Annotated in this window: 12 protein-coding genes; 10 read left to right on the top strand and 2 right to left on the bottom strand. The window is 55.8% G+C overall.

Features of this window, described 5'->3' with window-relative positions:
• The first annotated feature begins 13 nt into the window (after nt 1-13).
• The 7 genes from K1Y77_RS14635 to K1Y77_RS14605 all read left to right on the top strand — a co-directional run bounded on the left by K1Y77_RS14635 (nt 14) and on the right by K1Y77_RS14605 (nt 7,623).
• Nucleotides 14-1,093, top strand: coding sequence for a maleylacetate reductase (locus K1Y77_RS14635; protein ID WP_264017528.1), 1,080 nt, complete (start codon nt 14-16; stop codon nt 1,091-1,093).
• A complete protein-coding gene (locus K1Y77_RS14630) occupies nt 1,090-2,463 on the top strand; it encodes an amidohydrolase family protein (RefSeq protein ID WP_264429197.1) in 1,374 nt (457 codons plus the stop codon). The genes K1Y77_RS14635 and K1Y77_RS14630 overlap by 4 nt, the downstream gene beginning before the upstream one ends.
• Nucleotides 2,463-3,383, top strand: coding sequence for an NAD(P)-dependent oxidoreductase (locus tag K1Y77_RS14625; protein WP_264017530.1), 921 nt, complete (start codon nt 2,463-2,465; stop codon nt 3,381-3,383). The genes K1Y77_RS14630 and K1Y77_RS14625 overlap by 1 nt, the downstream gene beginning before the upstream one ends.
• A gap of 1 nt (nt 3,384) precedes the next feature.
• Nucleotides 3,385-4,248, top strand: coding sequence for an intradiol ring-cleavage dioxygenase (locus tag K1Y77_RS14620; RefSeq protein ID WP_030070789.1), 864 nt, complete (start codon nt 3,385-3,387; stop codon nt 4,246-4,248).
• 59 nt (nt 4,249-4,307) lie between these two features.
• The gene (locus K1Y77_RS14615; protein ID WP_030070787.1) at nt 4,308-4,898 is read left to right on the top strand and encodes a malonic semialdehyde reductase; all 591 of its coding nucleotides are present in this window, start codon (nt 4,308-4,310) and stop codon (nt 4,896-4,898) included.
• A gap of 145 nt (nt 4,899-5,043) precedes the next feature.
• Nucleotides 5,044-5,781, top strand: a complete 738-nt coding sequence (locus K1Y77_RS14610) for a sulfite exporter TauE/SafE family protein (RefSeq protein WP_030070786.1) — start codon at nt 5,044-5,046, stop codon at nt 5,779-5,781.
• 48 nt (nt 5,782-5,829) lie between these two features.
• Nucleotides 5,830-7,623 (top strand): ABC transporter substrate-binding protein, encoded by a 1,794-nt coding sequence (locus K1Y77_RS14605; RefSeq protein WP_264429193.1) that lies wholly within the window; start codon nt 5,830-5,832, stop codon nt 7,621-7,623.
• Between the two features lie 367 nt (nt 7,624-7,990).
• On the opposite strand, the gene K1Y77_RS14600 is transcribed toward K1Y77_RS14605, so the two are convergent.
• Nucleotides 7,991-8,794 (bottom strand): SDR family NAD(P)-dependent oxidoreductase, encoded by an 804-nt coding sequence (locus K1Y77_RS14600; RefSeq protein WP_030070782.1) that lies wholly within the window; start codon nt 8,792-8,794, stop codon nt 7,991-7,993.
• Between the two features lie 372 nt (nt 8,795-9,166).
• On the opposite strand from K1Y77_RS14600, the gene K1Y77_RS14595 reads away from it, so the two are divergent.
• The gene (locus tag K1Y77_RS14595) at nt 9,167-10,258 is read left to right on the top strand and encodes a PDDEXK nuclease domain-containing protein (protein WP_264429191.1); all 1,092 of its coding nucleotides are present in this window, start codon (nt 9,167-9,169) and stop codon (nt 10,256-10,258) included.
• Here the strand turns inward: K1Y77_RS14595 and K1Y77_RS14590 are convergent.
• Nucleotides 10,233-11,027, bottom strand: a complete 795-nt coding sequence (locus K1Y77_RS14590; RefSeq protein WP_264017534.1) for an IclR family transcriptional regulator domain-containing protein — start codon at nt 11,025-11,027, stop codon at nt 10,233-10,235. The genes K1Y77_RS14595 and K1Y77_RS14590 overlap by 26 nt on opposite strands.
• Nucleotides 11,028-11,243: 216 nt before the next feature.
• Between K1Y77_RS14590 and K1Y77_RS14585 the strand changes: the two genes are divergently transcribed.
• Together K1Y77_RS14585 and K1Y77_RS14580 are read left to right on the top strand one after the other, a co-directional pair.
• On the top strand, nt 11,244-12,077 hold the full coding sequence (locus tag K1Y77_RS14585) for a CoA transferase subunit A (RefSeq protein ID WP_264431510.1): 834 nt from the start codon (nt 11,244-11,246) through the stop codon (nt 12,075-12,077).
• On the top strand, nt 12,077-12,844 hold the full coding sequence (locus K1Y77_RS14580) for a CoA-transferase subunit beta (RefSeq protein ID WP_030070775.1): 768 nt from the start codon (nt 12,077-12,079) through the stop codon (nt 12,842-12,844). Before K1Y77_RS14585 ends, K1Y77_RS14580 begins: the two co-directional genes overlap by 1 nt.
• The last annotated feature ends 1 nt before the right edge of the window (nt 12,845 follow it).

Genomic DNA, 12,845 nt, shown 5'->3' with positions numbered 1-12,845 from the left:
TAAGGAATGTTCCATGCAACCCTTTGTTTATAATGGCTTACCATCCCGCGTGGTGTTTGGCCGAGGAACCCTGTCACGTCTAAGTGAAGAGCTTGCTCATCTCGGCTGTTCACGTGCCTTGGTACTGGCCACGCCCCAGCAGCAGCAACAGGCCCAGGATGTCTTGCAGCAGTTGGGTGATAAAGGCGTCGGTGTCTATGCCAACGCCGCCATGCACACACCTGTGGAGATCACGGATGATGCTATGCAGGTCGTCAAGGAACTGGACGTGGATTGCACCATCGCCATTGGCGGTGGCTCTACCATTGGCTTGGGCAAGGCGATAGCGCTGCGCACAGGGTTAGCCCAGATTGCTATTCCCACCACCTATGCCGGGTCGGAAATGACGCCGATCCTGGGTGAAACCCGTGACGGTGAGAAAACCACCCAGCGTACCCTAGACGTGCTGCCGGAAACGGTGATTTACGACGTTGACCTGACCTTGACGCTGCCAGCTGGCATGTCGGGCACCAGTGGTATTAACGCCATCGCCCATGCGGTGGAAGCGCTTTATGCCCGCGATGGCAACCCAGTGATTGCACTGATGGCCGAAGAAGGCATTGCTGCTCTGGCGCGAAGCCTGCCGGTTATCGCCAATGATCTGTCCAACGTCGACGCACGTGCCGATGCACTTTACGGCGCTTGGCTGTGTGGCGCCTGTTTGGGCTCGGTAGGCATGTCGCTGCACCACAAGCTGTGCCATACCCTGGGCGGCTCTTTCAATCTTCCCCATGCAGAAACGCACACCATCGTGTTGCCGTATGCGGTGGCCTACAACGCCCCGGCCGCGCCGCAGGCGATGATGCGTATCCAACGCGCCTTGGGGTGCGACGATGCGGCCACTGGTCTGTATGACCTGGGGCGTGCGGTTGGCGCTCCCAGCGCACTATCGGAACTAGGCTTCGGCATCAATGATGTGGACAAAGCCACGGCGATGGCCACCCGCAACCCTTACTGGAACCCGAGAGACATCACCGTTGACGGGATTGCGCGCCTGCTGAGCAATGCCCAGGCAGGCTTGCGGCCACAATCTGAACGCGGGGAGGCGCTATGAAAACTCTGTTTATTAACGCTACCGTGATCACCATGGACCCAGCGCTGGGTGAGTTAAGCAACGGCCAGGTGCTGGTTGAGGATGAGCGGATTGCGGCCGTGGGCCATGATCTGGCGGCAGGTGCGGATGCCGAGGTGATTGACTGTGGCGGCGGTATCCTCATTCCTGGGCTGGTGAATGCGCATATGCATACCTGGCAGACCGGCCTGCGCGGCGTGGCGGCCAACTGGACGCTGCTGGAGTATTTCCGCCATGTACACCGTGGCCTAGCAGCATTGTTCACGCCGGATGATATTTATATTGCCACCCGCATGGGCGCGATCAATCAGCTTAACTGTGGCACCACCACGCTGGGTGACTGGTGCCACAATAACCCGACGCCAGAACACACTGACGCCGCCGTGCGAGGGCTGAAGGAAGCCGGCATTCGGGCACTGTTTATGCACGGCTCGCCCAAGCCTGACCCCAAACCCGGTCAGCCGCACTTTAGTGAAATTCCCCATCCGCGCCATGAAATTGAGCGCTTGCTGGCAGGGGAGCTGTCTGACCCTGCTGGCCTGGTCACTCTAGGGATGGCGATTCTGGGGCCGCATTACTCCACCCTGGAGGTCACCCTGCAGGACTTTGCCCTGGCCAAAGAATTCGGTCTGGTCGCGTCCATGCACCAGGGCGGTGGCGAAGCCGTGGCCCCCGGCGCCTGGGACGAAGTAGAAGCCCGTGGCCTGCTAGGCCCGGATATCAATATTGTCCATGGCCAGAGCCTGGATGATGGTCAGATGTCCCGGTTCTGTGCCAGCGGCGTGACCTTTTCAGTGGCCCCGGAAAACGAGATGACCCAGGGCCACGGCTTTCCGGTCACTGGCCTGGTACGCCAGCACGGCGGCGTAGTTTCACTGGGAGTGGATCTTGAATCGGTGCTTTCTGGCGATATGTTCAGCGTGGCCCGTGCGGCCCTGGGCATGCAGCGTTCCCTGGATAACGATGCCTCTCGCCGGGAGCAGGGCAAGATCCCCGATACCTCGACCATTACCACCCGGGAAGCGCTGGGCTGGATCACGCTGGATGGCGCGAAAGCCCTGGGGCTTGATGACCGCATTGGCAGCCTGACCCCAGGCAAGCAGGCGGATCTGGTACTGCTGGACAGCAATCAACTCAATATGCAGCCGGTCAACGACCCGATTTCCAGCGTTGTCATGCAGACAAGCTTAGCCAACGTCGACAGCGTCATGGTGGCCGGGCAGTTCAAGAAACGTGGCGGTCGCCTGTTGATGAACACTCAACAGGGCATTGCCGAGCTTGCCGCGTCAGGCCATCGCATTCACGCCGAACTGCTGGCGCGTGAAGCGCAATCCACACAGGAGGCACACTAATGTCCCATTCATCCTCCAAGGTCGCCTGGGTTGGCCTGGGCAAGTTGGGCTTGCCGATGGCCAACCGGATTATTCAGGCCGGGACTGCCGTTCAAGGCTTTGATCTTTCAGCACAGCGTCTGGCGCTCGCCGAAGACATAGGCATTACCCCGCATCAGTCGCTTGCCAGCGCCGTGGCGGAGTGTGGCCTGGTATTTGTCTCGATTCCCGATGACCGGGCACTGCTCAGCCTGTGTCTTGAACCGGGTGAGCTTATTCGTCACATGACGCCTGGCAGCATCCTGATCGAAACCAGCACGGTGAGTGTGGAAGCCTCAGCACGGGTAGCTGAAGCAGCCAAAGCCCAAGGCATTGCCTATCTGCGCAGCCCGGTGTCAGGCAACCCGGTGGCAGCAGAGGCTGGCACGCTGTCGGCGATGGTGTCTGGCCCACGCGATGCATTGGAAGCGGCGAAACCCGTGTTTGACGCCTTTACCAAGGCGCAGTATTGGCTAGGCGATGAAGAGCAGGCTCGGGTCGCCAAGCTGGCCATCAACCTGATGATTGCGGTGAGTGCCGGCATGCTGAGCGAAGCCCTGACCCTGGCGCGTAAAGGCAACATTGAATGGGACGCCATGTTGGAGCTGATTTCTGACAGCGCGGTGGGCTCACCCATGGTGAAGTACAAGGTGCCGCCGCTTTCACAGCGCGATTTCACCTCGACGTTTTCCGCCGCCCAGATGGCCAAGGATCTTGACCTGATCCTGAACTGTGCCCATGGCTCAGGGGTGTCGACGCCGCTGGCAGCGCAAATGCGTGAAGCCTATACCGCGCTGATCGCCACCGGACATGGCGATGATGACTATATCGCTACCGTACATCACACCGAACGCCTTTCCGGGCTGGGTGAGCCAACGCCTGCACAGCAGGGAGGGCAATAAGATGCGTAACCTGACCACCGACAATATTACCCAGGCAGTGATTGATGAATTTTCAAGCTGTGAGGACGAACGGCTTAAAACCTTGCTCAATGGCTTGGTAAAACATCTGCATGCGTATTTGCGCGAGGTGCAGCCCACTGAACAAGAGTGGACCCAGGCGATTGAGTTTCTCACCCGTACCGGGCAGATATGCGATGACGAGCGCCAGGAGTTCATCTTGCTGTCCGACACCCTGGGCGTGACCATGCTGGTGGATGCCATCAACCACCCAAGCAGTGACCCCAAGATCACCGAAAGCACTGTGCTAGGGCCTTTTTACGTCGCTGACCCTCCCCAAGCGAACCAGGGCGACGCCATCAACTGGGGCGTTGAAGGTGAGCCGTTATTTGTTGAGGGCCATGTCCACGATGATCAGGGCAAGCCATTGGCGAATGTCACCATTGATGTCTGGCAGTCGGACAGTGAAGGCTTTTATGACGTCCAGAAGCCTGAGCTTGAAAGCGCCTCGTTACGCGCGCGCTTTCACACCGACGACCAGGGGCGTTATGCCTTCTGGACGGTGACGCCATCGCCTTACCCGATTCCGACCGATGGGCCGGTAGGCAAGATGCTCGAAATCACCGGACGCCATCCGTATCGCCCTGCCCACGTGCATTTCATGCTGATGGCGCCAGGGTACGAAACTCTGGTGACTCAGATTTTTGCTGAAGACGATCCTTATCTCGATTCGGATGCGGTCTTTGGTGTGAAAGATTCACTGGTCAAAGAGTTTGCGCAGCAGCCAGCGGGACAGGCACCCGATGGCCGGCAGATGGAAACCCCTTACCGCTACTTCCATTACGACTTCGGCTTAAAGACGGCCTGAGCGTCTCACCCTGAACGCCCGGCTCGTACTGAGCTGGTTAAACCGAAAGAGGAAATGACATGACAACGATTGATCAAAAAGCTATCGCCACGCTATTTACTGAAGCACGTACCCATAACGTTTGGCAGGACCGTGAGGTAAGTGAAGACACCCTGCGCGAACTGTATAACTTGATGCACTTTGGCCCTACGTCGATGAACTGTCAGCCATCGCGGATTATTTTCCTGACTACTGACGAAGCTAAAGAACGCTTGAAGCCAGCGCTGCTGCCAGGTAACCAGGAGAAGACCATGAAAGCCCCAGTGGTGGCTGTGATTGGTTTTGATACCGAGTTTTATGAGCATTTGCCGCGCATGTTTGCCCACAACAAAGATGCTAAATCACTGTTCGAAGGCAAACCGGACTTCATTCACTCCACCGCCTTCCGCAACAGCTCGATTCAGGGTGGCTATCTGATCATGGCTGCTCGCGCACTCGGTCTGGATGCTGGCCCGATGTCCGGTTTCAACAACGCTGCCGTCGATGAAGAGTTCTTCCCTGATGGCAAGGTGAAAAGCAACTTCCTGTGCAACCTGGGCTATGGCGATCCAGAAGCGCTGTTCCCGCGTGGCGACCGCTTCGCCTTTGAGGAAGTTTGCCAGATTCTGTGAGCCTATCGGGATTCATTCCGATTAACGTGTGACAGAATCAAGTATCCGAAAAGGGGCCGTGACGATCATGGCCTCTTTTTTTATCCGCAGACTTTTTATCTACAGGCTTTTTTCTACAGACTGCGGCGCATAAAAGAGGCGTGTCATGACAATTGATTGGTTATTTGTTCTGCTGATGGTCGTCGCTGTGCTGCTGACCGGTATTTCCAAATCAGGTTTTGCCGGTGGCGTGGGCGTTGTGGCCGTGCCGTTGATCTCGCTCAAGGCAAGCCCAACATTTGCCGTGGCGGTGATGCTGCCGCTGCTAATTGTGATGGATATCTTTAGCCTAAAAGCGTGGTGGCGGCAGCGGGTTGATCGTTTATTGTGGCTGATGTTTCCACCTGCGATATTAGGTGTTGGAGTAGGTTATTTCACCTATGGCTGGTTTGATGAAGCACTGCTGAAACTACTGTTGGGTATTTTCTCGGTACTGTTTGGCTTGTGGGGGCTGTTTAAACCGTTACGTGGCAAGTTGATGCCTCGCTGGGTGGGGCGGCTGTGCGGCGGGATAGCAGGCTTTACCAGCTTTATTGCCCATGCGGGCGGCCCGCCGCTGAATTTTTACCTGTTGCAGTGCCAGCTGACCAAGCAGCAGTTTCTGGGCACTGCCGTGGTGTTTCTAGCGATTACCAACCTGGTCAAGCTGGTGCCTTACACACTGCTGGGCCTAGTGAATATTGATAATCTGACCATCGCTTTGTTGTTGATGCCGGTGGCGTGGTTAGGCGTGCGGTTGGGGCTGGTGATTCAGAAGCGCATTGATGGCGAGCTGTTTTTCCGGGTCATTCTTTGCCTGCTGATTCTGTTAGGGATTCGACTTATCATGGATGGCATACATTAAATAATGCAAAACAGGCCTTTGTCGGCACAATAATTAAGTGAGGCCGTGATGAGAAATACGCCGATGGCTGGTCAAGCCGGGTTAGATGACGTCAATCCTGAAGGGCCTTACGACAAACTATCGCAAATGCCGGTATCGAAAATATCCAATACTGAGCTGGCCCGCTTTATTGATTTTATTGAAAAGCTGGAAGATGAAACCGAAAGCACCTTGACCATGTCGCCGGGCTATCGCGAAATGCGCATGCTGCTACATCTGATGCGTAATCACCTGGCAGGCAGGCTGACGACGCCCACCTCGCTGGCGGATGCTTCTGGGCTTTCGTATGGAACGGCCAAACGAGGCATCGAAAGTATTCGTCAGCGTGGGCTGATTATCTCACGGCCCAGAACCAAAACCGGCAAAACCGTTTCTCTGCACCCATCGCCTGAAATGATTGAAGAGTGGGAGCGCTATGCCGAGCGTATCAAGGGAATCCTCGGGCCGCTGTTCGGGATAGACCCTGCCTCTGAGTCAGCCAGCAAGATATTTTTAGGGGCGTCAGCGTCACAGCCGGTGATATCCACGCCAGCGGTACTTTCTGCGCGGCTTGAATTGAAGGGCGGTCTGCGGGTGCTGGCCCATGCCGATCCCACCTTCATGGCGATGCACAACCTGAAGCGCCAGCTGGAATCGATCTTTGGCCTAGAAATTCGCAACAAGGCGCGTTCGATCGATAACCTGCTGGAAGATATCCACGATAATGCGCGCCTGACAAAATCACGCTATGACATTGTCGCCTGCGATTTACCCTGGTTTGGTGATCTGGCGGCCAGCGGTATCCTGATGCCACTGGATTCCTTGATTCAGCGCGATGGCCATGACTTGTCTGACTTCCACCCTATGGCGATCCAGAGCTCAGGCTATGCGGGCAGCCAGTATGGGATACCGGTGCAGACTACGCCTGAACTGCTCTGCTACCGCCAGGATATTTTCGCTGCCGCCCAGTTAGCGCCACCCACCACCACGGAAGCGCTGGTCAAGGTGGCCAGGCAACTGCACGACCCTGCCAAGGGGCGCTATGGCATTGCCTGGAATGCGGCCAGAGGTACACCGCTGGGGCATACCTTCAGCTTTCTGATGGCCAAGTTCGGCCAGCCGATTATTGATCTGCCGAGATGCCTGGGTGGCTATGATTTTCAGCACGCCAAAGGCCAGCAGCTGCGGCCCATGTTTCAGTCGGATGCCGCTTACCGCGCCTGTGAATACATGCTGGATCTGTTGAAATACTCCCCGCCGAATATCCTGACTATGTCCTGGTATGAGCGTGCGCAGTCCTACGCCTCGGGGGGAGCCAGCATGGCCTACTGCTACACCTTATTGGCACCGCTGATTGAGTTTGATAAAACGTCACCGGCTCATGGTAATACCGGCTATCTGTCGCATCCGGTGGGCAATCATGGGCGTGCCATCACGCCGATTGGTGGCTATGCGCTGGCGATTCCTGCCAACCTGGCGCCGGAGCGTGTTGAAGCGGTCTGGACGGCGCTAAAGCATCTGACATCGCCTAATATGTCCAAGCTTTACATCATGAACGGTAGCCTGGTGACGCCGCGTTTCAGCGTCAGCCAGGACCCGGAAGTCGCGGCGCTCTCGCCGCTGATTGAGATTGTCGATGACATGGCAAAGAAGGATATTTTACAGGCCTGGCCGCGCCCACCCGTGCCGGGTATTACCGAGCTGATCAGCATTGCGGGTAATGAGATCTTCGAGGTGCTGGATGGACGCCGCTCAATCAAGAAGGCGCTTTCCATTGCTCAGGAACGCGCCGATAAGGTGATGCGCGAAAAGGGGCATTACTAAGGCTGGCCACGGACACTCACGGATGGCACGGACAAAAACCAACATGGATTCCCGCTAAGGGCATGCGGGAATGACAGTTTGGCGGGGCCGTCCCCGTCACTCCCCCGTGAGCCACCACCGCGTCATTCCCGAATGAACCACTCCTCGTCATTCCCGAATCAACCACTCCTCGTCATTCCCGAATCAACCACCACTCCTCGTCATTCCCGAATCAACCACCGCCCCTCGTCATTCCCGAGCGGGGTTATCGGGAATCCACCTTGATCTTTCCCGCTGAAGTCTGAGTACTAGGTCAACATGGATTCCCGCTAAGGGCATGCGGGAATGACGGTTCTGCGGAGCCATTCCCGTCATTCCCGAATGATAGTTACTGCATGATCATGCCGCCATCAATCATCAGTAGCTGGCCGGTCATGTAATCAGATTCAGCGCTGGCTAGGAAAGAGGCGGTGCCGACCACGTCTTCCGGGTAGGAGTAGCGCTTCATTAGAATCATCTTCTCAGCAAGCTCGTCCATCGACTGACCCTGTTTTTCAAACTTACCGATGCTGACCAAGTCTTTATCAAGCTGTTCCCACAGTTCGGTGCGCACCACACCAGGGCCATAGCCGTTAACGGTAATATTGTGGTCGACCAGCGCCTTGGCGCCGCCGTTGATCATGGCCAGTACCGCATGTTTGCTGCAGGAGTAGGGCACCACGTCGTCAAAGGCCTGACGAGATAGAATCGAGCCTACGTTAATGATTTTATAAGGGCCGTTTTCCTTACCCTGATCAATCATCTGCTTGGCCGCTTCCTGCATACCGAGCAGACAGCCCAGCGCATTAACATCCATGATTTGGTGCCAGTTTTCTTCGGTAATATCCAGGAACATTAATGGCTTGTTGATACCCGCATTATTGACCATCACGTTCAGGCTACCAAAGGCGTCAACGGTGGCTTTAACTGCGGCTTGAACATCGGCCCGATCAGTAACGTTAAGTTTGACCGCAATGGCTTCACCGCCGTTAGCCTTGATACGTGCAGCCACTTCCTCGCACCCTTCAAGATTGATATCCGCCACACATACCTTTGCACCTTGGGCAGCATAGTGTTCGGCAACGGCAGCGCCCATGCCGCGAGCTGCGCCAGTAATCAGGCAGTGTTTACCTTTGAGTCGAGTGTTGTCCATGAGGTCACCTTAGAAATCTTGTTGTGTTGTGGGTATCTCCACGCCACCACGCTAAATAGTCGGTGTTGTTGGGCGTAGTGAGTCTGCGTTAACAAGGGCACCCGTCGTTTACTCGGCAGTGCAAATGACAGATTTTGTTTCCTTGTGTGGGCATATTCTCGGCAGGTCTCACGGGCAATGACAGGTTGCCCCAGCGCTAATATGACCAGATTGGATTTTTTTCATTGCTGGCTTGGACAGGCAACCACTGGGTGATAGGTAAGAACTACCCACTAAGCCAGGGCTCGGTTAGGCTTACGTTGCAGAAGGAGATTGAAAGCGAGATTGCAAAACTGAATGAGCAGGTGGGTGGCTACATAAAGGAGCTTGGTTATGGTGCCTGAAAAAGACAAGGAATCGCAGGCGGATCTCAGCCCCCGGCTGGTGTCTGAGATCCGCGAGCTGGTTGCCACTGCCCGCCAGCAGGTGGTGCAGGCGGTCAACAGCACCATGGTGCAGACCTACTGGCAGATAGGCCGCCTGATTGTGGAAGACGAGCAGCAAGGCGACTCCCGCGCAGCCTATGGTAAACAGCAGCTTCAGCGGCTCTCCAGCGAACTGACCCGTGAGTTTGGCAAGGGCTTTGATGTTACTAACTTGCGCAATATGCGGCGGTTCTATGAGGCGTTCCCAATTCGAGACGCACTGCGTCTCGAATTGAGCTGGACGCATTATCGTATTCTGCTGCGGATTGATAACCTTCAGGCCAGAGAGTGGTACATGGCAGAAGCGGCAAGCCAGCATTGGAGCAGTCGAGCATTGGAACGCCAGATCAGTACGCTGTATTACGAGCGGCTGCTGAGCAGTCAGGATCGTACAGCGGTAGAGCAGGAGGCCGAAGCTCGTACGCGCCCGTTAGCCCAACAGGCCGCCCGACACTACCTGCGTGACCCTTATATTCTGGATTTTCTCGACCTGCCTGCCGAGCGCTATCTGGAAGCAGATCTTGAACGCGGTCTGATTGATAACCTGCAAGCTTTTCTGCTCGAACTAGGCAAAGGCTTTGCCTTTGTCGCCCGCCAGCAGCGCCTCACCACCGAAGACCAGGACTTCTATATCGACCTGGTGTTCTATAACTTCAAACTCAAATGCTTTCTTCTGGTGGATCTCAAGCTAGGCAAGCTTACTCATCAGGATGTGGGGCAGATGGATAGCTATATCCGCATCTACGATCAGCATTACAAAGAGCAAGACGACAATCCCACCATTGGTCTTATCTTGTGCAGCCAGAAAAGCGAAGCGGTGGTGAAATACTCGGTACTCACCGACAGCGCACAGATGTTTGCCGCTAAATACCATCCTTATCTACCGACGGAAGAAGAACTGCGCCGTGAACTGGAGCGTGAGCGGGATCTGGTACAGCAGCAGATTGCACAGGCGAAGGCCTCTGGAATGGAGCTCACACACTCACCGACTGGCGGATGAGCTGTGCTTTTTCCATCAATAGCGGTCGATACGTTTCCAGCAGTGTCGACAACTCCACACGGGCTGCATTGGTACTGATGTTAATCGCGCCAATCAGCTTTTCGTGGGTATCAAATACCGGTACTGCTATTGAGCGCAGGCCGGAATCCAATTCCTGATCGGTGATCGCGTAGCCCTGTTCTCGTGCTTGTTGTATCGCTGCTTTCAGTGCTGCGGGATCGGTAATGGTTTTGTCGGTATGGCGCGTTAAGGTGAGCTGGCTCAGGTAGTTATCCAACTCGCTATCCGGCAACTGGGCAAGTAGCACTCTGCCCATGGAGGTATAAGCCGCCGGTAGGCGAGTGCCTACTGAAAGGGTGATTGCCATTAAACGGTGTGGGGCGGCTGAGCGGGCCAAGTAGATAACGTCGTCACCGTCGAGTACCCCCAGCGATGAGGATTCGCCGCACTGGCGGGTAATCTCCTCCAGATACTGCTGTATGACCCCCCGGTAATTATTAGACGCTAAATACGAGTACCCCAGCTGCAGCACCTTAGGGGTTAGCTCGAAGTAGCGCTGCTGCTTACGCACATAGCCAAGGGCGTGGAGCGTCAGTAAAAACCGCCGAGCTTTCGCTCGATTCATCCCTGTGCGCTCGGCGACTTCGCTGAGCGTCATTCGCGTGTGCGTCTCATCAAACGCCATCACGACCTCCAGCCCGCTGGCCAGCGCCGCAACAAAATCACGATCCGTTGGTTTTAAAACATCTTCTGGTAAGGCATTGCTCATCGGGGTCTCTGCTGCGTCGATGGGGAAACGAGGCGTGAAAATAACACTTTGTTCGAATGGCGAACAATAAGTGACAACGCTCGTTAATAAAACCCAGCGACAAATCGGAGTTGACTTGTGGGCGCTTGAGGATTAATTTGTTCGCAAAGAGAATATATGTTCGTTATGCGAATAAAAGCCTTCAAAAAGGCAATTATCAACGAAGAGGCACCTATCATGGCCGAGTTTCTCAGCTTGCATGACGCGGTAGCACGCTACGTCGACGACGGCGCTACCGTTGCCATGGAAGGCTTTACCCACCTGATTCCGTTTGCCGCGGGTCACGAAGTTATTCGCCAGAAAAAGCGCGACCTAACGCTGATCCGCATGACCCCCGATATCATTTATGACCAGTTGATCGGCGCGGGCTGCGCTAAGAAAGTGATTTTTTCCTGGGGTGGTAACCCAGGGGTTGGCTCACTTCACCGCCTGCGTGATGCGGTTGAGAAAGGCTGGCCGCAAAAAATTGAAATTTTAGAGCACAGCCATGCGGCGATGGCCTGCGCGTTTGAAGCCGGGGCCGCTGGCCTGCCCCTGGCTGTGTTGCGTGGCTATGTGGGTAGCGAGCTGCCGAGCGTGAATGATCAAATCAAATTTATTGAGTGCCCGTTTACCGGCGAACGCCTAGCGGCAGTGCCCTCGGTGCGGCCAGATGTGTCGATCATTCACGCCCAGCGGGCAGATCGTCAGGGTAATGTGCTGGTGGAAGGTATTGTGGGCGTACAGAAAGAGGCGGTGCTGGCTGCTAAGCACAGCATTGTCACCGTGGAAGAAATTGTCGATGACCTGAACGCCCACCCCAATGCCTGCGTGATTCCTGGCTGGGCGATTAGTGCCGTTGCCGTGGCAGAAAAGGGCGCGCTGCCTTCGTATACCCATGGCTACTACGGTCGCAGTAACCGCTTCTATAAAGAGTGGGATGCCATTGCGCGTGATCGCGATACGTTCACCCAGTGGCTCGACGACAACGTATACCGTGCTGACAACAACCCTGCGGGAGGCCAAGCCTGATGAGTTACACCTCTTCTGAAATGATGACCGTGACGGCAGCCCGTGCGTTGGAAAATGGCATGACCTGCTTTGTGGGTATTGGTCTTCCTTCTGAAGCCGCTAACCTGGCGCGCTTAACGCATGCGCCTGAGGTAGTGTTGATTTATGAGTCTGGCACCCTGCAAACCAAGCCTGACATTCTGCCGCTCTCGATTGGTGACGGCGAGCTGTGCGAATCAGCGCTAACCACGGTGGCCGTACCGGAAATGTTCCGCTATTGGCTGCAGGGTGGGAAAGTCAATGTGGGCTTTTTAGGCACCGCGCAAATTGACCGTTTTGCCAACCTCAACACTACGCTGATTGGCGATTACAAAGCGCCCAAGGTTCGCCTGCCAGGCGGCGGCGGTGCGCCTGAAATTGCCACTAATGCCGGTGAAGTCTTTATTACTCTCAAGCACTCCAAGCGTGCTTTTGTGAAAGATGTCGACTTCGTCACCACACTCGGGTTTGGCCGTGACGGCAAGGGGCGCGACAACGTTCCTAATATTGGTAAAGGCCCCACACGGGTCATTACCGACCTGTGCGTGATGAAGCCCGACCCAGATACCAAAGAGCTGGTGGTGGTGTCGCTGCATCCTGGCGTCACTCGTGAACAAGTGATCGATGCGACCGGCTGGGATATTCGCTTTGCTGAACAGCTGGAAAGCACGCCGGAACCGAACGCCAACGAGCTTGACATATTGCGCGAACTGAAAGCACGCACCGAGCGGGCCCACGCGGGCGAATAAG

It is taken from the genome of Halomonas qaidamensis (assembly GCF_025917315.1).
In the GTDB taxonomy this organism is placed as follows: domain Bacteria; phylum Pseudomonadota; class Gammaproteobacteria; order Pseudomonadales; family Halomonadaceae; genus Vreelandella; species Vreelandella qaidamensis.
Note: the sequence above shows the minus strand (reverse complement) of the source record. Positions and strands in the feature narration are given on the sequence as shown.